The sequence below is a fragment of the Methylomonas sp. LW13 genome (assembly GCF_016865255.1).
Lineage (GTDB): Bacteria > Pseudomonadota > Gammaproteobacteria > Methylococcales > Methylomonadaceae > Methylomonas.
The window spans coordinates 2,654,173-2,680,954 of the sequence record NZ_CP033381.1 but is presented as its reverse complement, the minus strand read 5'-3'; the positions used below and the strand labels follow the sequence as shown (position 1 = coordinate 2,680,954).

The following is a 26,782-nucleotide window of genomic DNA, read 5'->3' as shown; positions in this document are numbered from 1 at the left end:
CTAGCGGCCTTAAGACAAAAAGCGGACAGGCGACCATTTCCATTCATGTCAGCAATTGGAATCGTATGCAACCGACCCTTCGAAATCGCAAACTCATCCGGATTCGGCTCAGCGCCGCTGCCTTAGCTTTCCTAATCAGTTGTCCGGTTCCCGGTCAAGCCGCTGAAGTGGTTCCCGAGGCGGGGTCGATTCTACGAAATATCAAACCCGAACCGATTTTGCCGGGTGATTCGAACGTCCCGTTCGAAATCACGGAGCAACCGGCGCCTGCCGGTGAAGGCGACATCCGTATTCAAGTTAAGGGATGGAAAATCAGCGGCGCCGAGTTGATCGGCGAAGCCGAACTACAGGCGTTTCTGAAAGACCACATCGGCAAGGACTTAAGCTTGGCCGAACTGCGCAAGATCACTCGCGATATAGCAGAGTATTACCAGCAACGTGGCTTTTTTGCCCGCGCGGTATTGCCCGCTCAGCAAATTCGCGACGGCATCGTCGAAATCCTGATCCGCGAAGCGAAATTAGGCAAAGTGGAGGTCGACGACCCGGCCGCCGTCTACCGAAACGATATTCCCCGACAAACCATGTTGGCGGCTCAGCCCACAGGGGAGGCTTTGCGATTGGCCGATATGCAACGCGGCATCCTGCTGTTGAACGATCTGACCGGCGGCACGGTTTCTTCCACTCTGAAGGCCGGTGCTAGAGCCGGCGAATCCGACCTGCTGCTGAAAATCGATCCCAGCAACTTAATCAGCGGCTCCGTGGATTACAGCAATACCGGCGTGCGCTCAGTCGGCATGAACCAATTCGGCGGATCGCTAAATCTGAATAATCCGTTGCGCCTCGGCGATCTGGCCTCGTTACGGGTTCAAGGCGGCAGCGGTAACGTTTACGGCAGAATTGCCTATTCGCTGCCGGTAGGCTACTCCGGGCTGCGGATTGGTCTGGCCGCGTCCGCGCTGGACTACACCCTGGGTGAACCCTTTCAGTCATTGGACGCTCAAGGTTCGGCCTGGACCGGCGGTACCTTCGCCACCTATCCCTTGCTTCGCGGGGTGAGCACTAATCTTTACGTGGCCAGCGGTTTCGACGATCGCCACTATTACAACACCAGCCTCGGGAGCGTGGTCAGCGATAAAGAGGTACAAAGCGGCTACATCGGTCTGAGCGGCGATCATCAGGACGACTTGCTAGGCGGCGCGGTCACGCTATTCGGCGCAACAATGGTGGCGGGCAACCTGGATTTGTCGGGAAGCTTGACCGACCAGACTCAAAACCGGGCCACGGCCCGCGCCGGCGGCGCCTATCAAAAGTTCTCGCTTAACGCCTCCCGTCTACAAAGCCTGACCGACAAATTGCGCTTCTATGCCGGCGTCAGTGGACAACTGGCCACGAAAAATCTGGATTCTTCCGAAAAATTCAGTCTGGGCGGGCCTTTCGGCATCAGAGCTTATCCAGTCAACGAAGCCCTGGGCGACGAAGGCTATCTGATGAATTTTGAACTACGCTACGAAGTTTACGAGCATGTCGAATTGGTCGGCTTCATCGATCACGGCGGCATCACGCTGCACAACGACCTCTGGCCGAATGCCACCGAAGGCGGGCCTAATCATTACACGCTCAGCGGCGGCGGCTTCGGAATCAACTGGGTGGTACCCGGTAATTTCGTCATCCGCGGCAGCGTTGCCCAACGCATAGGCGCCAACCCAGCCCGTTCGGCAGACGGCAACGATTCGGACGGCACTTACAAAACGCCTCATTTTTGGGTCAGCCTGAGCAAAGCGTTTTAAAAGTCTTTTGACGCCATTTTTCCACCCACTCAACCGGCGATACCACTGTGGATAACCAATTGCTGTTTTATAAACGCATCGTCAGTTTGAACCCAGCCGCTCACGGCCGGTTGCATATTGCGCCGTCCGAAGACGTCGGTTACGCGCGCGTCAGTAACTCGGTGCCGCTGATTGGTCCCGAATTCAGCGAAGCCGGCAAGGAATACCCGATCGCCTTCGCCAAAGCCGGCGACGGCCACTTCGTTCCAGTGGTAGTGCTGGGCTTGAACGACGGCGAAAACCTGTTCGTCAACGCTGCTGGCCGTTGGACCGGACATTACATACCAGCCTTCGTTCGCCGATACCCGTTCGTACCTGCCGAACAGGCCGAAGACAAGCAATTGGTCGTCTGTTTTGACGACACTTGCCCGCGTTTTAACGAAACGGCCGGCGAGCCTTTGCTGGTCGACGGCGCACCGTCAGCTTACCTACAACAAATCATCGCCTTTTTGCGGGAGTTCCACGCCGAATCGCAGCTGACCGCGCAATTCGCAGCCACCTTGCACGAATTGGACCTCTTAACCGAACGCAGGGCCGATGCAGTATCACCGAGCGGCGAGCGTTACTCCTTATCCGGCCTTTGGATAGTGGATGAGGCGCGTTTCCAAAAAATCGGCCGCGATGCGTTGGACAGCCTGTTCCAAGCCGGCTGGTTAGGATTGATCTATCTGCACTTGGCGTCGTTGAGCAATTTTGCCCGCCTATTGGAGCGTAAAGCCGCCGTAAGCACCGAATAACCGCACTGATTCGAGAGGACAGTCTTATGAACCGATATGCTAACCAAAGTCGCACGCCGCACTTCAACCGTCATCCTCTGGTGCTGGCGATACAGATCGCCTTGGCTGGTGCTTGGCAGCCGGCCTTGGCCGAATTGGCCGGCAATGCGCTGCCTAGCGGCGGCCAGGTGGCGTCGGGACAGGCCCAAATCCACCAAGATGGCGCACGGATGGATGTCGTCCAAGGCAGTGATAAAGCCATCATCAACTGGCAGAGCTACAACATCGGTGCCAATGCCCACGTGGATTATCAACAGCCCAACGCCAGCGCAATCGCGCTGAACCGCGTAGCAGCCGGCGAAGCATCGGTCATTGCCGGCCGATTGACCGCCAACGGTCAGGTGTTTCTGGTGAATCCCAACGGCGTGCTGTTTGCCAAGGGCGCTCAAGTCGATGTTGGCGCGATGGCGGCGTCGACGATGAACATCAGCGATGCGGATTTCCGTGCCGGCAACTACCATTTCAAGCGCGACGGCAGCGACGCCGGCGTCGTCAATCAGGGCGACATCCGTGCCAAGGACGGCGGATACGTGGCCTTGCTGGCCCCCAACGTCAGCAACGAAGGTGTGGTCCAGGCCCGTTTGGGCACGGTGGCGCTGGCCGGCGGCGATGGCGTAAAACTGGAATTAGACGAAGGTAAACTGGTCAACGTTCAAGTCGATCCAGCCACCGTCAATTCACTGATCGAGAACAAACAGTTGATCCGCGCCGATGGCGGCCGGGTCATCATGACTGCCAGCGCCGCCGACCAATTGCGCGGCGCCGCGATTAATAACAGCGGCGTGATTGAAGCCAAATCCCTGGTTAATCGCGGCGGTTCGATAGAACTGATCGGCGACGAAGTGCGTAACAGCGGCACACTGGACGTGTCCGCCGCCGAGAATACTCAAGGCGGCAATGTCGTCGAGCACGGCCGGCTGGTCGTCGACACCGGCACCGTCCGCGCCGACGGTGATAGCGGCGGGGATATTCGCCTGACCGGCGACCGCGTGCTGCAAACCGGAACGCTCAGTGCCGAAGGTACCGTCTCCGACGGCGGCCGAATTACGATTGCCGCCGATAGTCGAGTCATCCAGACTGTATCCGCCAAACTGTCTACTAAGGGAAGTCAAAACGGCGGCGACATCGCCGTGACCGCCGGGAGCCAAGGTGGCGTATTCAGTTCCGCCACCCTGGATGCCGGCGGCGTTGCCGGACGCGGCGGCAATATCACCGTCACCGGCGGCAAAGACGTCACGTTGGCTGCTGCGACGATCACCGCCAACGGTGCCAAGGGTGGCGGCAAAATCAGTATCGGCGGCGGTTTTCACGGCAATGACACGGCGGTTCGCAATGCCGCGATAACCCGAATCAATCCCTTCACCCAACTGCAAGCCGACGCCATTGATATAGGCAACGGCGGCGAGGTCGTGGTTTGGTCGGATCAGCAAACCGATTTTTACGGCACGATCTCCGCCAAGGGTGGTTCGGCGGGCGGCGACGGCGGTACCGTGGAAGTCTCGTCTCACGAGGCCCTGCTGTTTGGCGGAACTGTTACCACCTTGGCCAGTCAGGGTCGCAACGGCAGTCTATTACTCGACCCGCGCAACATCACCATCGACAGCAGCGGCCAGTACCCGCAATTCGATTTCGAAGACCCCAATCCGACCAACACACTGGGCGTCACATCCGGCTTCGGCACCGGCACGTCGGTACTGTGGAGCACCAACGTGGCGGTCACGAATCCCTATGACGACTTCGGCGGCCAGGATGCCGGCGCGGTTTATTTGTACAACGGCTGGTCCGGGGCGCTGATCGCGACCGTCACCGGTAGCCACGCCGATGATCGCCTCGGCAGTGGTGGGATCACCCAGCTGGTTAGCCAAAACACCAATACCAACGTCAACGTCTCGTTCAGTTCGCTGGGCAACTTTTTAATTTCCAGTCCGCATTGGGACGGCGGCAAGGGGGCGGTGACCTGGTCAAGCGGTACCACGGGATTAAGCGGCACCGTATCGTCAGCCAACAGTTTGGTCGGCAGCTCGGCAAGCGATGCCGTGGGCAGCGGCAGTATCGTGTTGGTCGATAATTATTACGGCGCGACCGGTCACACTTGGAGCAACGACAACGGCTACCTGAAATATTTAGTCTTGAACCCGCAATGGAATGGCAATACCGGTGCGGTCACGATGGGTAGTGCGTTGAGCGGAATATCCGGTGTCATTTCATCCACCAACAGCCTGGTCGGTGCGGCGTCTGGAGACCGAATCGGCAGCAGCGGCATTACGCAATTCGTCACCGAGTTTCATGACTACAACAGTAGCGGCGCGTTGATTACTGCCACCGAGTATTACCGCAATTATTTCGCGATAGCCAGCCCGCACTGGCAGAACGGCGCCAGCGCGGACGCCGGTGCGGTCACGTGGGCCAGCGGTTTGGCCGCATTGACCGGCACCGTTTCTTCGGCGAATAGTTTGGTCGGCAGCAATGCCAACGACCAGATCGGTAGCGGCGACATCAAAGTGCTTTATTACAGCAACAGTACCAACTACACCAGTCAACCCAGCGATACCCCGCCGCACGGCCACGTCAACACTTACCGTACCGACGCCGCGTATGTAGTCGCCAGCCCGCATTGGGACGGCGATAAAGGTGCGGTCACCTGGCTCAATGCCGCAACCGGTTATGCGTCCGGTGGGGCGACGCCCGGTTTCGCGGTATCGTCGGCCAACAGTCTGGTCGGCGCCACCGCCGGCGATTTGGTCGGCAGTGGCGGCATCCAGTTACTCAGCCACTACACCAGCCGCAGCCCGGATACCGGCTATACTTCAACCCATCCGTATTACTTGATACTCAGTCCCCATTTCAACAATGGCGGCTCAACCGCCGACGCCGGTGCGATCACCTGGGGCGACGGCCGCACCATCACCTACGGCACTGTCACGACGACGGACTTATTCGGAAACACGCTAACGAATATCCCGACCGAAACCAGCACCAACAACGGCGGCGTATCCGGTGTCATCGGCAGCGGCAACAGCTTGGTCGGCAGCCATGCCGGCGATCAGGTCGGCAGCGGCGGCGCCAGTTACCTAGGGCAAGATCCGGGTTACATGGTACTCAGCCCGTTATGGAATGGCAGCGCCGGTGCGGTGACCTTCTGGAACGCCACAGCCACCAAGACCGGCACCTTGGGCTCGGCCAACAGTCTGGTCGGTACGACCGCCAACGATCATGTCGGAGGGGGCGGAATTTTGATGAAGGACGGTTACTATTTGGTGTTGAGTCCTGACTGGGACAACGGCGGAGCCACTGATGCCGGGGCGGTCACCTGGGGTAGCAAAACGAGCGGCGTCAGCGGCGCGGTCGGCGCGGGAAACAGCTTGGTCGGCAGTACAGCCAACGACGGTGTCGGCAGCGACGTCAACAATATCGTCGATGTGGGCGTGGCCGATTACGTGGTCCTAACCCCCACCTGGGATAACGGCGGTAATGCCGATGCGGGCGCCGCGAGTTGGGGTAGTGTCGGCAGCGGCGTCAGTGGCGCTATCAGTAGCAGCAACAGCTTGATTGGAAGTCATACCAACGACCGAGTAGGTAGCGGCGGCGTCGTAACGGCTTTTAACGGTGTGGAGACCGCAAACAACTGGACTTACACCTATTTTTACGGCGTGATCAGCCCGCATTGGGACAGTGATCGCGGGGCTGTCACATTCGGCGCCGAAGCCAGCGGTATCCAAGGAACCGTTGGCTCTGGTAACAGCCTCGTCGGCGACACCGCAGCTGATCAGGTTGGCAGCGGCGGTGTCAAAGCCGGGCAATATACCGAATTGACTTACAACGGAAGCACTTGGTCAGGCACCCGCACTGCTTATTATTTGGTTATTAGCCCCAATTGGAGCGACGGCGGCAACGCGAACGTTGGGGCCGTTACCAAAACCGCGGCGGCCACAGGCATAACCGGAAGTATTAGCTCGGCAAACAGCTTGATCGGCGGTACCGCAGGCGATCAAATCGGCAGCGGCGGCGTCACGCTGTTGCCGTACGACTGGACCACGGGTAGCGGAGTAGGTCAGAAACAGTACCATCTGGATTATTACTCGATTGCGAGTCCTTATTGGGACAACGGCGCGACGGCCGATGCCGGCGCGGTGACCTGGGGCAGCGTCACCACGACGGCCGGCGCGGCGTCGCCGTTGACCGGCAATGCCAGCGCGGCCAACAGTTTGGTCGGTACTCACGCCAACGACCGCGTCGGCAGTGGCGGCGTGGTCGCACTGCCGGCTGAATATAACAACGCGACGCGGGTGGGCTATGTTGTGATCAGCCCGAACTGGGGTAACGGCACCGACACGCAGTTGGGTGCGGTGACATGGGGCAGCCGCCTGACCGGCGCTTTAGGGGCGGTGAGCAGCAGCAACAGCCTGATAGGCGCCACCTCCGGCGATCAGGTCGGCAGCGGCGGCGTCACGGTTTTGACGAACGGTTACGATCCTATCAACGGCGTCTCGAGTTATAACTATCTGGTGTTAAGTCCGCATTGGCACAGCGGCGCCAACGCCGATGCCGGCGCGGTGACCTGGGTCGCGGAAAAAACCGGTTTCGCTTACGGCGAGAGCAGCCAAGGCGCGGTGGTCGGGATCGGTAACAGCTTGGTCGGCAGCCAGGCTGGCGACCAGGTCGGCAGCGACGGGATCATAGACTTGGGCGTATCTTATTTAGTCGGTAGCCGGCACTGGCATAACGGTTCCGCTGCGGATGCCGGGGCGTTATCCTGGGCGCGCGCCAGCATCGGCGTCGCCGGCGCGGTGTCGGCCAGCAACAGCTTGATCGGTAGTTACAGCAATCAGGACGTCGGCCTGAACCAAGTTAGATTAACCGTTAACTACAATACCTATTACTACGACTATCTGGTCATCGATACCGATTGGCGCAACGGCGCATTGGCGAACGCCGGCGCCGTGACCTACGGCGATGCCTTCTACGGTATTTTCGGCGAGGTTTCGGACGCGAACAGCGTTGTCGGCACCACGGCGAACAGCGGCATCAGCTTCGATACCGGCGGCCCTTGGGTGGATTACTATCAATATGCCGGCACCAACTATTTCAGCCTGCTGCCAGGCTTTGCTTATGACCACGGCGATACCTTCGTGGTCAGCTTCGCCAACGAAAATAGCGGCCGGGTAACCTCGGGCGCCACCGATCCGAGTCGCATTACTTATGGGATGGCGGTCGGCAAAGACATGGCCATAGCCCCGGACGTTTTGACCAATCTACTCGGCTGGGGTACCAACGTCACGCTACAAGCCAGCAACGACATCACCGTTAACAGTGCGCTCAATGTCGCCGGGCTTTTTAGTTCGTCAGCGACCCTGAAGTTGGAGGCGGGACGCAGCATTTACCTCAATGCCGACATCACCACCGACGGCGGCAATTTGGTCTTGCATGCCAACGATTTGGCCGCCAACGGCGTGGTCGATGCTGATCGTGCGGCCGGTAATGCCGTCATCGAAGTTGCCAACGGTGTTACGATCAACGCCGGCACCGGTTCCATCACCATGGAATTACGCGACGGCACCGGCAACACCGAAGACGACAGCGGCAATATCACGTTGGCGGGACAATTATTGGCCGATACGATCAGCATTATCCATCGCGGTACCGGCGGCGCGAGCGGCAGCAAAAATATCGTTTTGAACAGCGGTGCAGGCTTGACCGCCAACGGCAGCGGGGATGCGCTGGTTTTGGCGGCCGCCAGCGGCGGCGAGCTGATCAACAATGTGGGTAGCAATGTACTCTCTGCGGGCAACGGACGCTGGTTGGTGTACATGCACAGCCCATCGGGCTCGACCGAGGGCGGCCTGACCGGGGTGGCCGGTTCGGCGCTCCCCAGGCTATACAACAAAACTTACGACGGCAACGCGCCGGCAACAATCGTCGCGGGCAATCACCTGATCTATGACTACCAGCCGAGCTTGAGCGTCGACGTCGGCAACATCAGTAAAACCTACGGCGACGCCGACCCTAGCGCGAGCAGCGCATTTTCGGGCTACGTCAACGACGACGGCGTGACGGACTCGGCTACCGTCGCGGGTTTAAGCGGCACGCCGAGTTTTAGCATCGTCGGCGGCACGGCCGGCACTGCCCGCGCGGTCGGCAGCTATACCGTCAACGGCGCGGTGGGTTCGGCTGCGATCAGCGGCGGGGCCGGTTATTCGACGACGATAGGCACCGGAGGCGCCAGCGGAACCTTAACGGTCAACAAAAAAACGCTGACCGTGACCGCCAGTGACGACAGCCGCGCCTACAACGGCTTGGGCTACAGCGGTGGCCATGGCGTCAATATTACCGGCTTCGTTAACAGCGAAACATCAAGCGTATTGGGCGGCAGCGTCAGTTACGGCGGCACGTCGCAAGGCGCCACCAACGCGGGTAGCTACACCATTACCGGGAGCGGATACACTTCGAGCAACTACGATTTCAGTTATGTCAACGGCACTTTGACCATCACACCTTATGTCGTCAGCCTGACCGGCAATCGGGCCTTTAACGGTTCGACCAACGTGGCGGCCGGCATCTTTTCGACCGGCAGCTTGGTCGGCAGCGAAACCCTGAGCCTGAGCGGCACCGGTACGGTCGCCAGCAAAAACGCCGGCACCGGCAAGACAGTTACCTTAGGCACCCTGGCGCTGGCCGACGGCAGCAACGGCGGTTTGGCCAGCAACTATACGCTGACGGGCGGCACGCATAGCGCCGATATTTCAGCCGCCGGCTTGACCGTCAGCACCAGCGACGTCAGCAAGGCATACGACGGCGGCACCAGTGCGGCCGGCACCGCCACGCTGACCGGCGGTACGCTGTACGGCAGCGATAGTCTGAGCGGTGGGACATTCGCTTTCACCGACAAAAACGTCGGCAGCGGCAATAAAACAGTAAGCGTCAGCGGCGTTTCGGTGAGCGACGGCAACAGCGGCGCCAACTATTCGATCAGTTACGCTAATAACACCAGCAGCACCATCACGCCGTTCGTGGTCAGCCTGACCGGCAATCGGGCCTTTAATGGTTCGACCAACGTGGCGGCCGGTATATTCTCGACCGGCAGCTTGGTTGGCAGTGAAACCCTGAGCGTGAGCGGCACCGGCACGGTCGCCAGCAAAAACGCCGGCACCGGCAAGACAGTTACCTTAGGCACCCTGGCGCTGGCCGACGGCAGCAACGGCGGTTTGGCCAGTAACTACACGCTGACCGGCGGCACGCATAGCGCCGATATTTCAGCCGCCGGCTTGACCGTCAGCACCAGCGACGTCAGCAAGGCATACGACGGCGGCACCAGTGCGGCCGGCACCGCCACGCTGACCGGCGGTACGCTGTACGGCAGCGATAGTCTGAGTGGCGGCACATTCGCTTTCACCGACAAAAACGTCGGCAGCGGCAATAAAACGGTGAGCGTCAGCGGCGTGACGGTGAGCGACGGCAACAGCGGTGCCAACTATTCGATCAGTTACGCCAATAACACCAGCAGCACCATCACGCCGTTCGTGGTCAGCCTGACCGGCAACCGGGCCTATAACGGTTCGAGCAACGTGGCGGCGGGCATATTCTCGACCGGCAGCTTGGTTGGCAGCGAAACCCTGAGTGTGAGCGGCACCGGCACGGTCGCCGATAAAAACGTCGGCACCGGCAAAGCGGTGACCTTGGGGACTTTGGCCCTGGCCGACGGCAGCAACGGCGGTTTGGCCAGCAACTACACGCTGACGGGCGGCACGCATAGCGCCGATATTTCAGCCGCCGGCTTGACCGTCAGCACCAGCGACGTCAGCAAGGCATACGACGGCGGCACCAGTGCGGCCGGCACCGCCACGCTGACCGGCGGTACGCTGTACGGCAGCGATAGTCTGAGTGGCGGCACATTCGCTTTCACCGACAAAAACGTCGGCAGCGGCAATAAAACGGTGAGCGTCAGCGGCGTGACGGTGAGCGACGGCAACAGCGGTGCCAACTATTCGATCAGTTACGCCAATAACACCAGCAGCACCATCACGCCGTTCGTGGTCAGCCTGACCGGCAACCGGGCCTATAACGGTTCGAGCAACGTGGCGGCGGGCATTTTCTCCACCGGCAGCTTGGTTGGCAGCGAAACCCTGAGTGTGAGCGGCACCGGCACGGTCGCCGATAAAAACGTCGGCACCGGCAAAGCGGTGACCTTGGGGACTTTGGCCCTGGCCGACGGCAGCAACGGCGGTTTGGCCAGCAACTACACGCTGACGGGCGGCACGCATGCTGCCGATATTACGGCCTACGTCGTCGACCTGACCGGCAGTCGCACTTACGACGGCACCACCGCCATCACTGCCGCTAGTTTGGCGACCTCTACCCTGGTCGGTAGCGAAACCCTGGGCCTGAGCGGTGCCGGAACGGTCGCCGATAAAAATGTCGGCACCGGTAAAACGCTTTCGCTAGGCTCTTTGGCCTTGAATGATGGCGGCAACGGCGGTCTGGCCAGCAATTACACCTTGGTTGGCGGTACGCTTAGTGCCGATATTACGGCTTACACAGTCAGTTTGACAGGCAATCGCAGCTACGACGGCAGTGCCGATGTGGCTGCCAATATTTTTGCCATGAGTGCGCTGCTTGGAACCGAAACCTTGAACCTAAGCGGTACCGGTACGGTAGCGGATAAACACGTAGGGGTCGGTAAATCCGTGACGCTGGGCAGCCTAGCGCTGGCCGACGGCAGCAACGGCGGTTTGGCTAGCAATTACACGCTGACGGGCGGCACACATAACGCGACCCTCACTACGGCAAGTTTGACCGTCAGCACTGGAAACGTCAGTAAAACCTACGATGGCAATACGTCGGTGATAGGCGCCGCCATGGTCTCAAGCGGCACACTCTATGGTAGCGACAGCCTGATTGGCGGCACGTTTGCCTTCACCGATAAAAATGTCGGTATCGGCACTAAGACCGTCACGGTTGCCGGGGTCACCGTGAACGATGGCAATGCCGGCAATAATTATTCGGTGTCCTATCTGAACAACACAACCAGCACTATCAGCCCGTTTGTTGTGAACCTGAGTGGCGGCAGGAGCTATGACGGCACCACAGCCGTCGCCGCCACGGATTTGCACATCGGAAGTCTGGTCGGTAGCGAGACTTTAACCCTATCAGGTGCGGGCTCCATCGCTGATAAAAACGTTGGCATCGGCAAAAGCGTGAGCTTAGGCTCTTTGACCTTGGCCGACGGCAGCAACGGCGGCTTGGCCAGCAATTACACCTTGATAGGAGGAGATCTTAGAGCGGACATCAGCCAAGCCAATTTGGTTTTGACCACCAGCGACATCATCAAAACGTACGACGGCACCACGTCCGCCTCGGGCACGCCAATCGTCAAAGCCGGCAGCGCTAGCCAACTGTTCGGCTCGGACAGTTTATCCGGCGGTGTGTACACGTTCATTGATAAGAATGCCAGCGGCGGTAGCACTGTGAGAGTTAGCGGTATTAGCGTTTCCGACGGCAATGGTGGCAACAACTACGCAATCAGTTACAGCGATAACACGACCAGCACAATTTTGCCTTACGTCATCCATTTAACCGGTTCGAGGGCATTCGACGGCAGTAACCTTGTGAATGCTAATGTATTCAATTTAGGCACTTTGGTTGGCAATGAAACTCTGCTGCTGAGCGGGGCTGGCCAAATGTTAGATAGTAGCGCCGGTATCGATAAACCGGTCGATCTTGGAACCTTGGCCTTGAGCGACGGCGGAAATGGCGGCTTGGCCGGCAATTACACGCTAGCCGGCGGCAATCCAGTCGTCACCATCCTACAAAGCTCCGCCGGCAATACGCCAACCGATACCGTCGACGCCGGTACCGTAGTACCGGACAGCGGCGGAAACGGCGGCGTGGGCAACAACGGTTCCAACAGCGGCGCCAAAACCGGCGGCTTGGCGCTTTCTGCGTTACGCGGTGCCGATAGCAACCGGACCGTACAATTTAATATCGCCGACTCGGGGATCAATGGCGGTGGTAGTAGCGCTACCGGCTTGACGACGGGTGGTACCGGGCCGTCGCAATCAGGCAATACCGTGCATTTATTGGCGTCCCAAACCTTGGTGGCGGGAGGGCAGATGCAGATCGTTGCCAACGTTGAGGTTAATGATTATTCAAGTGGCTTCAGTTTTGCGCTGCCTGCCGGAGCACTGCCTGCAACGGCCGGAGACAGCACGGTCTCGGCGAAAATGGGTAACGGCGAGCCGTTACCGGCTTGGCTGAGTTTTAATAGTCAGTCGTTAAGCTTCAGTACCGACAGCGCCGGTGCGGCGCAGTTACCGCTGCAAGTCGTAATCACTCAGACCAGCGCGAGCGGCCAACAAAAATCGATTGTGGTGACTATCGAAAAACAAGACCAAGCAATCTGAATCTGCGGCGATAAAAGCTGATCGACCGGGCGAACCTTTGCTCTGTTTAACCGCGTCGGCTTCGCGATGCACTTACCTTTTCGCTCCTTTCGACAGTTGCCGGCAGCAGGCTAAATGAAGTTTCCCCGGATCAATTCGGGGTTTATTCCCGATGAACGCTGGCGGTGCGCCCGGATAATACCGGGTTTTTCACCACCCTTCGGGATTGCTTATGCGACACATCATGCTTTCATTCAGCTTTTTGCTCCTTTCCTGGCAAGTTCACGCTCACGGCCCGACGCCGCAAAAAGCCAAGGAGTCTGTGACCATCCAAGCGCCTATCGCCAAGGTATGGGCAGAGCTGAAAAATTTCGACGACATTGCCAATTGGCATAGCGACTTGAAAAAGAGTGCGGGTGACCGCAAGAATCAGTCCGGTGGTTTACGCACGTTAACCTTTCAAAACGACGAAACCCTCACTGAAGAATTGGATTATTACAACGAAGCCGAACACGAATACAGCTACCGGCTGAAAACCGAAAACACCAAAGCGCTTCCAACCAGTTCGCACACGGTGGATGTGAAAGTCGCGGCAGGTGAGACCGCCGACAGCAGCGTGGTCACCATCAAAAGCCGCTTCTACCGCGGTGATACCGGCAACACGCCACCGGAGAATTTGAGTGACGAAGCGGCGGTTAAAGCGATGACCCAGTTTTTCAAGAACGGCTTGAACGGCTTGAAGGCCAAGCTGGAGAAGTAAGTTTTATGTCGTCATTCCTGCTTACGTGGGAGTGACAGAGCCAGGGACCTTTGTATGTGAATTTCAATCGTCTCCTGTAGTGAGCGGAGTCAACCCACAAAAAAATCGCCCCTTGCGGGGCGATCTGTTGTCTGAGGTTTTACGGATTGGGTCCGTTGTGGCAGCTAAAACAACTCACTTGATAACCCGCCGGCCAATTCTTAATACCAAACTCATCGGCATCAATGGTTTTCGCAACCTTTACCGCACTCAAGGGAGTGCCGGCGCTGGTCGTACCGTGGCAATAGCTACAGCTTGGCGTAGTGGCTGTGCCGTTTTTATTGGCGTCTTCGTGTTGCTTAACCCAGGCGTCACCGGTGGTATGCATGCCGTGCGGGCCGCCGTTTACCGTATTCGGCACCGTGGTATGGCAAGCCTTACATTCGGCTACCGTACCGGCGTGTCCTTGCACGGCGATGCTTTGCAGGTTTTCGTCAGCATGTGTGGAGGGATACTCCGCGTGTGTCGCACCGTGACAAGCCTCGCATTGCAAGCCGCCGTGTCCTTTACTGAAGCGGTACAAGTTCAATCCGGGAACCGGCGTATTGGCATTGGTGGCAAAGGTATGATCTGTTGGCACAATCGCTTTACCGGTGGCGTCGATGCCTGAAATCGCGCGTTTGCCGGGCGCGGCGCTATTGTGGCAAGACTCGCAGGTCGGCTCGTTGAACCAGCCTTGCCGAGTGGCACTACCGACCGCTTTCATATTGCCGTGACAGCTTTGGCAACTGATAGACGGGTCGCCGCTGGCGTCGGTGGCGGTGGACATTGCTCCGCGCAGACATTGCGTTACCGATCCCGGATGACATTGGTAACAAGCGCTGCGGTTGTCCAGACTATCCAGGGTTAACTGGGTGGCAGGGTCTTTTACATCGGCATGTTTTAAATGCAAGGACTGGGTGAATGGCGCAATGCCGGTCATGCCGCCCATCACCGTGGTCTTGTTTTCCTTATCGAAATAGGCATTGCTGGCATGGCACGCCACGCAAAGAACCGGTTGCCCAGCATCGGCCGTCGCCAGTAAGCCTGTTGATTTGTAACCTTTGCTATTCAATGTGGTCAGCGCATCCTTGAATAATGGATTGGCGGCCTGTTTTTCATCATGCAGACGCAGAATGTTACGCTTCCAGTCTTTGTCAGGGTCGGCATCGAACACCCAGCCCGTCACCGGTTTGGCGGCAGTTTGTGCGGCATTGTTATTGGTGTCAGTGGATGCGTGGCAGCCTTTGCAAGTCATCTCGTCGCTGACCGGCAACACGGTGGTGGCGCTAGCCAGAACCTTACCGCTCAGCGCATCCTTAGCCACGACCTTAACGGTGGGATAGAAGTTCTTGTTACCTTTGTCGTCGAAGGGCGTCACCGGAATACCCTCGGCCTCGAACCAGCCGAACGCTGTGTTGTAGGTCATCGGCGCGGGTGTTAGGGATGGCGTTTTATTGCCGGGCATGGGGTTTCCGCTGGCGAGTCCATCCAGGTTAACCCCGACATCCGGTGCCGGATTCAAGCCTACCAACTCACCGACCCAAGACCAGAAATTGGTTTTGTTGGCGCTGCTGGTATTGATAGAGCCGCTACTGTCGACGACCGCTTCATAAGTCAGCAACACGTTGCTGCTGACCAGCTTGCCGTTTTTGTCTTTCAATTGCGCATGCAAAGTGTTGTAGGGCGGCAAGATGGCGAACACGGAAAAATCCAGGCCGTCCATGCAATGCATGCCTAAGTCGTTCCAGGCGAGCAGGGTGTATTCGCCGACAGCCGTGGTATTTAAGACCGTCACCGCGACCGTTTTGGACGTCTTGCTGTCGCGGATGGTCACCGTGGCCGAGCCGGCTTTAAGACCTTTTATGGTAGCGAGATTATTGGCATAGCCGACGCTGGCAATTGAGTTGTCCGACGATTGAATGTTTACTGTGCCGGAGGCGTTAGTGACCGTGACGGTGGCAGTGCCGCCCACATTGACCGCCAATACGGCCGGCGAAATCGTCAAGACGGGAGAAGGGGCGCTGATGACTTTGACTTCCACGCGCTTCGAGCTCTTACGATCTCTCACCGTGACCGTCGTAGAGCCGGCTTTTACACCCTTGATGCTAGCGATACCGCTGGCGTAAGTGACTGTCGCCACACTGGTATTACTGGATTTTACACTGATGCTTCCTGATGATTTTGTGACCGCAATCTTGGCTAGTTCACCTACGAAGATTTCGACGGAATTAGGTTTGAGTTCAAGCGCCTGGACGCTACCAAATTCGCATACACCCAGAAAAATCAGCAGAAACTGAAATATAAATAGACGTGCATTCATAATATCTCCCATGAATACGTTTTGATCGGATGGGTAATCGTTAATGAATTGCCCATATGAATGGAAGCAAACGGCCAACATCCGATACCGCGTCGCTTCTCGATGATGCTTTATTGCTTTTTTTAATAAGGTTATTCAGTCGGCACAATAACCATTCAACATGAATTGAAGATGAAAATATAATGAAGTAATGATTAAGACTGGCGCAGCTTTTAGACCGGGAAGGCTTTAATCGGGCGTCTTGAGCCAGTTGCTTGGGAGAGGGATTTGCAGGCTTACAACCGGGAGTTCCGGTCGCAAGCGCCCATTAACAGCGTTGTTAAACCGGTTAGCTCTGAGTCTATCGAAGCGCGCACAGGCCTAGGCTTCGACTCGCTCAGCCCGAACGGCATGCCAGGGATAAATAGGGCCTGGTTAATAGGGAAGGGGGTGTTCCGCGCTAGCTGTGCTCATACAGTTCGCTGCCGGTATTGATAATACCCTGGCGACCAGCCAGCAGTGTCAATTCCGACATGGTTTTGACGTTTAATTTTTCTTTGATCGCCGTACTGTGGTTGCAGACGGTTTTGTAGCTCAAACATAATTTTTCCGCTGCTTGACGGGTACTCAAACCATTGGCCAGCAGGCAAAAAATGTCGAATTCGCGCGGCGACAGCGATTTAACTTTATATGCCTCATCCTGGCCGATAGCCATATTCACCGCCAATTGCTGTGCCAAAGCGGGTTCGATATACGTGCCGCCTTCCGCTAGCGTGCAGACTGCGGTCACCAGCGTGTCCGGCTCATTATTTTTGGTGATGTAACCTTTGGCGCCGGCCTTGATCGCGCGGGTGACGTAGACCAGTTCGTTATGAATCGAAAATACCAATATCTTGCAACTGGGATAGCGAACCAATAAGCGCCGCACCGATTCCAAACCGCCCAGACCGGGCATGGATAAATCCATCACCACCACATCCGGCGTCTGCTTGTCATATACCTGGCAAGCGGTCTCGCCCCTATCGGCTTCATAGACGGCGCCTATTCGTTCCGACAAGGATAAATAAGTCTTGTATCCGGCTCTGACCACTGCATGGTCGTCTACTAATAAAACGCTGATTTTATTCGCCACTAACTACGTGTCCTGATTGGTTTTTGGTGTGGATGAGCAAGAAACGCCCCCGGCAGAACCGGTGCTATCCCTAGCTGGCGCTTCTTGCCCCGCCATGATGCCGATTTTTATGCCGGGAAACCATGGGAGCTTTTCCCGTTTTGCCGCGGCGTGCGGCTGCGTGCGACCGGGAAAACTTCCATGACTTTTTTCGCGGAATTCCCAGGCTATTTATGGATTATTCCGTAACGCCCGATAGGCCGCCTTCTTTACCATTTGCGCCAGCATGGCCCGGTAGGTCTAAGTCAATATTGTGTGCGACTTGATTGAGATTGCTGATGTGAAAAGTGAAGGAGATTTCTGCCGCAAAGCAAAATCTCGCGTCACGGATGGACGCCAAAATTAAGCGCAGCGTGTGATTGATTTTGCCCGGAAATGCCGATGGCGTTATCCGCTTTTAACGGAAGGCTCCCCTAACCAACCGATTTGCCGGGCCATGCAACCTAATAAACAACATAGGAGGATTCATGCAAATTTCACGGTTTGCCAAGCAGGTATCGACCACGGCCTTAGTCACGGCTGCGGCCTTGGCCGTGTCGTCATCGGCGCAAGCGAATAAAGAACTGGAACAACTAGCCAAGCAAAACACCAACTGGGTGATGCAGACCAAGGATTACGGTTCGACTCATTTCAGCGAAATGATCGACATCAACGCCAACAACGTCAAAAATCTGAAAGTGGCGTGGTCGTTTTCCACGGGCGTGCTCAACGGTCATGAAGGTGGGCCTCTGGTTGTTGATGGCATTATGTACGTCCATACGCCATATCCTAACAACGTCTTCGCCATCAGCCTGGATGAGCCCGATAAAATCCTCTGGCAGTTCAAGCCCAAGCAAAATCCGGCGGCTCGCGCGGTAGCCTGCTGTGACGTGGTCAATCGGGGCTTGGCCTATGCGCCGGCCGGCAAAGATTACCCTGCTACTATTTTCTTAAACCAGCTGGATGGCCATGTGGTGGCGATTAACGCCAAGACCGGCGAAGTACTATGGAAAATGGAAAACTCCGACATCGCCATGGGTTCGACGTTGACCGTCGCCCCGTTCGTGGTGAAAGACAAAGTCATCGTCGGCACCTCCGGTGCCGAGTTGGGGGTGCGCGGTTACGCCACCGCTTATAACATCAAGGATGGCAAGCAAGCCTGGCGCGTTTACGCCACCGGTCCGGATGAAGACATCAAATTATCCAAAGACTTCAACAGCGCTAACCCGCATTACGGTCAGTTCGGTTTGGGTCTGAAAACCTGGGAAGGCGACGCCTGGAAAATCGGCGGTGGCACCAACTGGGGTTGGTATGCCTATGACAGCGACCTGGAAATGTTGTACTACGGTTCCGGCAACCCAGCACCTTGGAACGAAACCATGCGTCCCGGCGACAACAAATGGACCATGACCATCTGGGGCCGCGACGTCAATACCGGTGAAGCCAAATTTGGTTACCAAAAAACCCCGCACGACGAGTGGGACTACGCCGGCGTTAACTACATGGGTCTGTCCGAGCAAATGGTCGACGGCAAAATGACCAAACTGCTGACGCATCCGGACCGCAACGGTTTGGTGTATACCTTGAACCGCGAAAACGGCAGCTTGGTCAATGCCTTCAAAATCGACGACACCGTCAACTGGGTGAAAAAAGTCGATCTGAAAACCGGTCTGCCGATCCGCGATCCGGAATATTCGACACACATGGACCACCAAGCCACCGGTATCTGCCCGTCGGCGATGGGTTACCACAACCAAGGTATCGAGTCTTACGATCCGAATAAGAAACTGTTCTTCATGGGCACCAACCATATCTGCATGGACTGGGAACCGTTCATGCTGCCTTACCGGGCCGGCCAGTTCTTCGTCGGCGCGACCTTGAACATGTATCCGGGTCCGAAAGGCACTTTGGGTCAAGTCAAAGCCATGAATGCCGTCACCGGCAAAATGGAATGGGAAGTTCAGGAGAAATTCGCGGTCTGGGGCGGTACCACAGCCACAGCCGGCGACTTGGTGTTCTACGGCACTTTGGACGGCTACATCAAAGCCCGTCATTCCAAAACCGGCGAAGAGCTGTGGAAGTTTAAGCTGCCTTCCGGCGTCATCGGCCATCCGATCACTTATAAACACAACAACAAACAGTACGTTGCGATTTATTACGGTGTCGGCGGCTGGCCTGGCGTAGGTCTGGTATTCGACTTGGCCGATCCGACTGCCGGTCTGGGTGCAGTGGGTGCGTTTAAAGAGTTGGCGCACTACACCCAAATGGGCGGCGGCGTGATGGTGTTCGCGTTGTAGAAAGCTTTCCTGGTTCCCACGCGCTGCGTGGGAATTCAGGTTAACCGCGCTGCGGTGGCGATGATCTGCCGCAGCGCGGCTACTAAGGCGTTCCCGCGCAGCGCGTGGGAACGAGGCAACGAGTCTACTTAATTCCTAGAATCACTATGAAAACAAGCACACGCATTGTGGCTGCGTTGGCATTGGGCTTTGGTTTTTCCACAGTTCAAGCCGAACAGCCGGTTTTAAAAGTCTGCACGGCTGAAAACGAAATGCCTTACTCCAATAAAAACGGCGAAGGCTTTGAAAACAAATTGGCGCAGTATGTGGCCGAACAACTGGGCCGCAAATTGGAAACCGTCAGCTGGACAGATCCGCGCTACTTTATCCGCGATTACCTGGATAAAGGCTTGTGCGACGTGGTAATGGGCGTCGATGCCGGCGACCCGCGTTTGTTGACCACGGCACCTTACTACCGGTCCGGCTACGTGTTTATCAGCCGCGAAAAAGATGGGTTGGACTTGCAGAACTGGGATAGCCCGGCCTTGAAGCAAGCCCAGCGGATTGCTTTCGCACCGGGCTCTCCAGCCGAAACCATGCTGCGGGCTATCGGCCGTTACAACGATATGTTCAATTACCAACAAGAGTTGGCCGGCTTCAAGTCCAAACGTAACCAGTACGTCAAGTACGACAACGACAAATTGGTCAACGAAGTTGCTTCCGGCAAAGCGGAAATCGCCATCTTGTGGGGACCCGCCGCGGCCCGCTACGTGAAGACATCGGCCACGCCGCTGACGATGACGGTCATTCCGGACAACGCCAAGCGCGCCGACGGCGAAAAAGTGGGTTTGCATTACAGCACTTCCATTGGCGTGCGTAAGAACGACAGCGCTTTGCTGGGGCAATTGAACAAAATCATCAAAGACGGGCAGGACAATATCGAAGCGTTGCTGGAAGCGGAAGGCATTCCGTTGCTGGATCAACCTGAAACCGCCGTGTCCATGAACTAAACAGGAAACCTTGAATGAAATTGAAAACATTTTTGACTGGCGCCGTGCTGTCAATGTCAGCGCTGGCGGCAAGTGCTGTCCAGGCCGACATCACCCTGCGCCATGCCTTGACCGGGGAAGCGCTGGATTTGAGTTTTGCCAAAAAAGGCGGTAACACCGACAAATTCAAGCAATTTATGCAAACCGGCAAAAACCCTTACAACGGCGATGCCGAGGCAGCCAAGAAAGGCGAGAGCTTGTACATGACCGGTTGCTCGGGCTGCCACGGCCATGAAGCGGAAGGCAAGCTTGGCCCCGGTTTGGCCGACGACTACTGGACTTATCCGCGCGGCCTGAGCGACCAGGGCTTGTTCGAAATCCTGTTCGGCGGTGCCAACGGCATGATGGGCCCGCAATACGTCAACTTCAGCACCGACGACATGCTGCACATCATGGCTTTCTTGCGCAGCATTTACAAAGGCGATCCGAAGAAAGCCGAGTGGTTGAAATAAACGCCCTCACCCTAGCCCTCTCCCGGAGGGAGAGGGCATAAAGCCACTATACAGCTAACTCCAGGCGGCTTGAGTTTGCCTTGGAAGTAGGTATTGAACCCTCTCCCCAGGGGAGAGGGCAGGGTGAGGGTTATCCAACAATTTATTAGGAGATCAACATGAACAAATTAGTAATGTTAGGCGCGGTACTGCTGGCTTTTGGCCTGTCCGGCGCGGCAAAAGCCTACGACGGCACCAAATGCAAAGAAGCCGGCAACTGCTGGGAACCGAAACCGGGTTATCCGGCGCAAGTGGCGGGCAGCAAATACGACCCGAAACACGATCCCAACGAGCTGAACAAACAAGCGCAATCGATCAAGGAAATGGAAGCCCGCAACGCCAAACGTACTGAAGTGCTGGCGAAAACCGGCAAGTTTGTTTACGACGTCGAAGGCCAATAAGCAACGGGTGGGTCGGGATGCGCAGTGCGCAAGCCGACAGTGACCACGAGGATAGAACCCTTAGGACGCCGCCAGGGATGGCGGTAACTAATGATGCGGAGGGAATCGAAGATTATTCTGCCGAAGCGAAGACCAGGGAATGCCCAGGGCAACGGCACGCTCAACCCATGCAAGCTGTTTAAGAACTTCGCGAGTGCAGTAGCCTTTAAACAGCTTCTAAACGAAACCTCACGGCTCCGGGCCGTTGCTATGCCGCTTAGATCACGACGGCCCGTTATCAGCGGCGCGTATGTCAGCAATCGGCGGCATGGCAACCGAGCACCGGAGTTCTTTTTGCGGTATTGGCTTTAATCAACAGCGCTCAATTAGCTATGACAAGCAAGCAAACCCTCAGCGACTGGCGCGCCAGTGCGTTGCAGTTGGAACAACAAATCAACCATGTCGTCGTCGGCCAGCAGGCGGCGGTAAGAAATCTGCTGATAGCCGTATTCGCCCGCGGCCATATGTTGCTGGAAGGCCAAGTCGGCGTCGGCAAAACCACCTTATTGCGGGCCATCGCCCAAGGTCTGGGCGGACACTACCAGCGTATCGAAGGCACCATCGACTTAATGCCTGCCGACTTGATCTATTACACCTATTTAAATCAAGAAGGCCGGCCCTGCGTCGATCCCGGCCCTTTGTTGAAGCAGGGCGAACAGTTATCGGTGTTCTTTTTTAACGAAATCAACCGGGCTCGGCCGCAAGTGCATTCGCTGCTGTTGCGGGTGATGGCCGAGCGCAGTATCGGCGCGTTCAACCGCGAATACCGGATACCGCACATTCAGGTATTTGCCGATCGCAATCGGGTGGAAAAAGAAGAAACCTTTGAATTGCCGGCGGCCGCTCGCGACCGCTTCTTTATGGAAATCAACATCACCGCACCCAGTGACGACAAGGTGTTGGACGATTTGCTGTTCAATCCGCGTTACCACGATGTCGATACCTTGATCGGGGAAATGGCCGCCAGCCAAATACCTTATTACGAGCTCAACGACTGGGCGGCGGCGATTCAAGACAGCATCCAGCCCAGCGCCGCTTTGCGCCAATACGCCTTGGATTTATGGAAAGCCACCGCCGATCCCGGCGCATTCGGCATCGCTTTAGCCGATGTGGACATGGATAACCTGCTGCAGGCCGGTGCCAGTCCGCGCGGCGTCAGCTACATGATACGTGCCGCCAAAGTCCGGGCCTGGCTGGAAAATCGCGACAGCCTGTTGCCGGAAGATTTGCAGGCGGTTTTCGCCGTCACCATGTCGCACCGGATATTCCTGAATCCGATGTACAGCTATCGCCAAGACGACATTATTCCCACCTTGATAGACAGCATACTCAACCAAATCGCCGCACCGTAACAGTCATGAACATTAAATCGATTCTGCAGGCCATGCTGCCGCATGCTGGCCTTGGCCACTTATTGGACACCTATTTAACTTGGTCCGGTGTCGGCTTTATCTGCTCGTTTATCGCCAGTAGCTTGGATAAACATGCCGACGTCCCTTACGCCGCGTATTACACCAGCGCCTTGAACGACGCGGTGGGCTTTAAGTTCTGGATTTTATTAGCGGTGGTCGGCACTTTACTGTTTTGTCTGAGCCTGCCGGTGTTATATCTATCGCTGCATTTTCCCGCCTTGACGGAGTTCAGCCGGCGCTTGCGGCGGTTTACCTACACGTTTTTTTTGGTGGCCTTCGACGAGGGCGGCCTGATGATAGGGATTTTGACCGCCAATTTTATCGATACTAGCGAGCGCATTTCGCTGCTGGCTAACAAATCGTTTTTGTTCAGCGATGTCGGTTTTTTCACTATCCTGGCCTTATGCCTGTTGAACTCCCTGCTATGGCTGTTCGGCGAAGCCATCCATAGCCGCAATCCGAAAACTTACTCAGGCGTGGTGGCCTTATTGATGAGGGTGCCGCTGAGATTTTCCCTGCCCGGATACCTGGTCGTGACGGCCGTGCTGGCGAATTTGGTTGTCAGCCAATAAGGTACTCGCTAAAACGATGTCGGCCACGATAAAGCCTTTCCAATACCGCCTGCCACGCCCGGCAGTCGGTGTATTTCCCGGCGCGCACCCCGGACAGATGGTCGGCAACGGCCAATTGTTCAAGCGCCATGACACCTTGATCGCCCGTCCGGACCCCAGACGCATCGATCTGCGGGCCAGCCTGCTCGACCCGTTCGGAAATTATCAAGTGCGGGTGCAGCAACAACACAGTGCTATCGACGTGTATTTGCTGGCCGATTTGTCTGCTTCCATGCGTTTCGGCGGCAATAACGACAAGCGCCGTGTAATGGCCGATATGCTGTTATCGATTGCCGCATCGGCCTTGGAATACGGCGACAACATCGGGTTTATTGCGGCTAACCAGCAGGTGCTCACCGACTGTTATTTGCCGGCTGGTAAACACCTAGGTCGGATTCAATCGACAGCAAAACGCCTGGAAACACTCGACCTGCAACCCGGTTCGGCCGGTTTGCAGCAAGCCCAACGCTATCTACCCAAGCATCGAGCCTTGGTGTTTCTGGCGTCGGATTTTCATTTTCCGTTGCCGCAGCTGCAAGCCATTTTACAGAACTTGCGTCGCCACGACCTGATACCGCTGGTGCTGTGGGACCAAACCGAATACAGCCGCTTACCGGATTGGGGCCTGTTTCAAATTCAGGATCTGGAATCCGGCAAGCGCAGCACGCTGTGGTTGCGTCCAGGTTTGAAGCGCAAGATAGAACAGGCATTTGCCCAGCGCCGGGAGCAATTGCAACAGCAGTTTCGGGCCTCGGGCTGTGAGCCGCTGTTTATCGACAACGGCTACCGCGCCGAGCAGCTGGGGCAATATTTTTTAAGGAGAGCAGGGTGACGTTGGCGGCAAAGCGGCTTGGTTGTGCTTGGGTATGGGTATGCGTCACGCTGCTGGCGGCGTGCTCCGGCACGTCTAACCAAGCACTCCGCGACTTTCAACTGCAAACGCCGCGGCCGTTCGGTTATGTGATCGGCGATACCATCCCGCAGCGGATTGTGCTGGAAACGCGCGCCGGTATGATCTTGGAGCGCAATAGCCTGCCGGCGCCGGGCCGTTTGAATCGCTGGTTACAACTGAACGCGGTGACTGTGCAGGAAACGGCCGGCAATGACGGCAAGCGCTATCAAATCGATCTGCAATATCAGCAATTTTACGCACCGCTGGAAGTGAAAGCCTTGAGCATACCCGGTTTTACCTTGCGCTTTCAGCAGCACGGGCAAACTCTGGAACAGCCGGTCGCGGCCTGGACCTTCACGACCTCGCCATTGCGGGAGTTGGTGGTCAGGCAGGATGAACACGGCGAATACATGCGCCCGGACCAAGCGCCGAGCTTGTTGGATGACGCGGCAATTGTCCGGCGCTTATGCGTGTCGCTGACGGTGGCGCTGGGCATCGCTTTGCGTTTGGCTTGGCTTTACGGTTATTTACCGGGACTACCGAAACGCAGCGTATTCAAGCGCGCGCAGCGTCAGTTGCAAAACCTTGGCCTTCAACAATTACCGCAAGCACTTGCCGCAGTGCATACGGCGTTTAACGGTCTTCACGGTAAGCCGGTGTTTTTGCACAAATTGGCCGAGTTTTATCAGGGCCACCCGGAATATCGCAGCATCGCTGACGAATTGACTTGGTTTTTCGATTATTCCAATCGTTACTTTTTCGGTGACGCTTCGATAATGCCGCAAGAACACGATCTGCAAAAACTCAAAACCCTGTGCCTGCATTGCCGGGAAATCGAGCGAGGCAGCCGATGAATTTGGGCTTTGAGTATCCTTGGGTCTTGCTCGGTTTGGGCTTATGCCTGTTGCCGATGTGGAGAATGGGAATGGTCGCCAACCCCTATCCCTGGCTGGCGATATTGCCTGTCGACCCACTATCGCTGGCTATCAGCGCCTTGATCCGCTTGCTGGGCGTGCTGGCGATAGGCGGGTTGATTCTGGGCTTGGCCGGTGCCTATCAGCAAGAACAGCAAGTGGAGCGCATCGGCCACGGCGCACACATCGTTATGCTGTTGGATCGCAGTAACAGTATGGACAACACCTTCGCCGGCAAGACGCCGGAAACCCAAGGCGAGGAATCCAAAGCCAACGCCGCCCGCCGCTTGTTGAATCAGTTTGTCGATCACCGAGCGCACGATTTGATCGGCATCGCCGAATACAGTACTTCGCCGCTATTCGTGCTACCGCTCACTGAAAACAAAGCCGCGATTCATGCTGCGATAGACGCCACCGCCTTGCCGGCCTTGGCTTATACCAACGTCAGCAAGGGCTTGAGCATGGCTTTGGAGTTCTTCGATAGCCGGCCGGTGACCGGTTCGCGCATCGTGTTGCTGGTGTCGGACGGCGCGGCGGTAATCGATCCGGACAGCGAAGCGGCCTTGCGCGAGTTGTTCAAACAACGCCAAGTCAGTTTGTATTGGGTGTTTCTGCGCACCGCCAACAGCCCTGGCTTGTTTGAAGTGCCCGACGACCCGCGCGACGATAATGCTCAGGCCATGCCGGAACGTTATCTGCATCTGTTCTTTAACAGTCTGCATATTCCCTATCAAGCCTACGAAGCCGAAACGCCCGGTGCATTGCAGCAGGCCATTGACGACATCAACCGCTTGGAGAATCGGCCTTTGCATTATTTCGAGCGGATTCCGAAGCAGGATTTATCCACGCGCTGTTATGCCTTTGCGGCGGCGCTGATGTTGTTATTGTTGGGCGTGAAACTCTGCGAGGCCAGACTGTGATCCGTAAGTTAAAACACTGGGCGCTGTGGGCCATATTGGCAGCAGCTTTATTAGTGACTCTGACGCAATTGCTGCAACTGTATGGCCTAGCCGGCCAAAATCGGCTGATCGGCCAATTACTGGCCGATCAGGATGTCGGCGCAGACGAATTGGCCACCTCGGCGCCGGAAGTACGTATGGCCAGAGCGGTGTATCTCAGCCGGCACCAACGCTACGACGAAGCCTTGGCAACGCTGAATTTGTTGTTGCAGCAAGCCGGCGCAGAGGCACAGGCGCACACCCGTTACAATCTGGGTAATCTGTATCTAAGGCAAGCGATGCAGAAAGCCGAAACGGGCAATGTCAACGAAGCGATGCCGCTGCTGGGGTTGGCCAAGCAAGCCTATCGCGATGCATTGACGCTGGACAGTCAGTTTTGGGATGCCAAGTACAATCTGGAAGTGGCGATGCGGCTGTTGCCGGAGATGGACAGAATCAGCAGCGGCGACGAGCAGGATGATCTTAATCAACAGACCCAACTGTGGACCACCTTGCCGGGCTTTCCGCGTGGCTTGCCCTAAATTGGCGCT

Annotated in this window: 16 protein-coding genes; 14 read left to right on the top strand and 2 right to left on the bottom strand. The window is 56.8% G+C overall.

Going from position 1 to position 26,782, the window contains the following annotated elements; genetic code table 11:
• Positions 1-65: 65 nt before the first annotated feature.
• The 4 genes from JL719_RS11975 (at position 66) to JL719_RS11960 (ending at position 13,738) form a co-directional block, all read left to right on the top strand.
• Positions 66-1,787: a ShlB/FhaC/HecB family hemolysin secretion/activation protein gene (locus JL719_RS11975; RefSeq protein ID WP_033156191.1), complete on the top strand. Its 1,722-nt coding sequence runs from the start codon at positions 66-68 to the stop codon at positions 1,785-1,787.
• A 47-nt stretch (positions 1,788-1,834) separates the two neighbouring features.
• Positions 1,835-2,563, top strand: a complete 729-nt coding sequence (locus JL719_RS11970; protein WP_051669849.1) for a SapC family protein — start codon at positions 1,835-1,837, stop codon at positions 2,561-2,563.
• A 26-nt stretch (positions 2,564-2,589) separates the two neighbouring features.
• Positions 2,590-12,999, top strand: a complete 10,410-nt coding sequence (locus JL719_RS11965) for a YDG domain-containing protein (protein ID WP_129871392.1) — start codon at positions 2,590-2,592, stop codon at positions 12,997-12,999.
• A 211-nt stretch (positions 13,000-13,210) separates the two neighbouring features.
• Positions 13,211-13,738, top strand: coding sequence for an SRPBCC family protein (locus JL719_RS11960; protein WP_033156194.1), 528 nt, complete (start codon positions 13,211-13,213; stop codon positions 13,736-13,738).
• 139 nt (positions 13,739-13,877) lie between these two features.
• On the opposite strand, the gene JL719_RS11955 is transcribed toward JL719_RS11960, so the two are convergent.
• Together JL719_RS11955 and JL719_RS11950 are read right to left on the bottom strand one after the other, a co-directional pair.
• A complete protein-coding gene (locus JL719_RS11955; protein ID WP_033156195.1) occupies positions 13,878-16,079 on the bottom strand; it encodes a hypothetical protein in 2,202 nt (733 codons plus the stop codon).
• A gap of 439 nt (positions 16,080-16,518) precedes the next feature.
• On the bottom strand, positions 16,519-17,190 hold the full coding sequence (locus tag JL719_RS11950; RefSeq protein ID WP_033156196.1) for a response regulator: 672 nt from the start codon (positions 17,188-17,190) through the stop codon (positions 16,519-16,521).
• A gap of 506 nt (positions 17,191-17,696) precedes the next feature.
• Between JL719_RS11950 and JL719_RS11945 the strand changes: the two genes are divergently transcribed.
• The 10 genes from JL719_RS11945 to JL719_RS11900 all read left to right on the top strand — a co-directional run bounded on the left by JL719_RS11945 (position 17,697) and on the right by JL719_RS11900 (position 26,773).
• Positions 17,697-19,505 carry a methanol/ethanol family PQQ-dependent dehydrogenase gene (locus JL719_RS11945; RefSeq protein ID WP_033156197.1) on the top strand — a complete coding sequence of 603 codons (1,809 nt, stop codon included), beginning with the start codon at positions 17,697-17,699 and terminating at the stop codon, positions 19,503-19,505.
• Positions 19,506-19,651: 146 nt separating this feature from the next.
• Entirely contained in the window at positions 19,652-20,494 is an 843-nt protein-coding gene (gene moxJ, locus JL719_RS11940) for a methanol oxidation system protein MoxJ (RefSeq protein WP_033156198.1), read from the top strand.
• A gap of 14 nt (positions 20,495-20,508) precedes the next feature.
• The gene (gene moxG, locus JL719_RS11935) at positions 20,509-20,985 is read left to right on the top strand and encodes a cytochrome c(L), periplasmic (RefSeq protein WP_033156199.1); all 477 of its coding nucleotides are present in this window, start codon (positions 20,509-20,511) and stop codon (positions 20,983-20,985) included.
• Between the two features lie 158 nt (positions 20,986-21,143).
• Positions 21,144-21,425 (top strand): methanol dehydrogenase [cytochrome c] subunit, encoded by a 282-nt coding sequence (locus JL719_RS11930; RefSeq protein ID WP_033156200.1) that lies wholly within the window; start codon positions 21,144-21,146, stop codon positions 21,423-21,425.
• A 371-nt stretch (positions 21,426-21,796) separates the two neighbouring features.
• On the top strand, positions 21,797-22,816 hold the full coding sequence (locus JL719_RS11925) for an AAA family ATPase (protein WP_033156431.1): 1,020 nt from the start codon (positions 21,797-21,799) through the stop codon (positions 22,814-22,816).
• 5 nt (positions 22,817-22,821) lie between these two features.
• Complete coding sequence (locus JL719_RS11920; protein WP_033156202.1) at positions 22,822-23,448, top strand: hypothetical protein; 627 nt, start codon at positions 22,822-22,824, stop codon at positions 23,446-23,448.
• Positions 23,449-23,464: 16 nt separating this feature from the next.
• Positions 23,465-24,319 carry a DUF58 domain-containing protein gene (locus JL719_RS11915; RefSeq protein WP_033156203.1) on the top strand — a complete coding sequence of 285 codons (855 nt, stop codon included), beginning with the start codon at positions 23,465-23,467 and terminating at the stop codon, positions 24,317-24,319.
• The gene (locus tag JL719_RS11910) at positions 24,316-25,233 is read left to right on the top strand and encodes a hypothetical protein (protein WP_051669851.1); all 918 of its coding nucleotides are present in this window, start codon (positions 24,316-24,318) and stop codon (positions 25,231-25,233) included. The genes JL719_RS11915 and JL719_RS11910 overlap by 4 nt, the downstream gene beginning before the upstream one ends.
• Complete coding sequence (locus JL719_RS11905) at positions 25,230-26,213, top strand: vWA domain-containing protein (RefSeq protein WP_033156204.1); 984 nt, start codon at positions 25,230-25,232, stop codon at positions 26,211-26,213. The genes JL719_RS11910 and JL719_RS11905 overlap by 4 nt, the downstream gene beginning before the upstream one ends.
• Positions 26,210-26,773 (top strand): MxaK protein, encoded by a 564-nt coding sequence (locus JL719_RS11900; RefSeq protein WP_033156205.1) that lies wholly within the window; start codon positions 26,210-26,212, stop codon positions 26,771-26,773. Before JL719_RS11905 ends, JL719_RS11900 begins: the two co-directional genes overlap by 4 nt.
• Positions 26,774-26,782 lie beyond the last annotated feature (9 nt).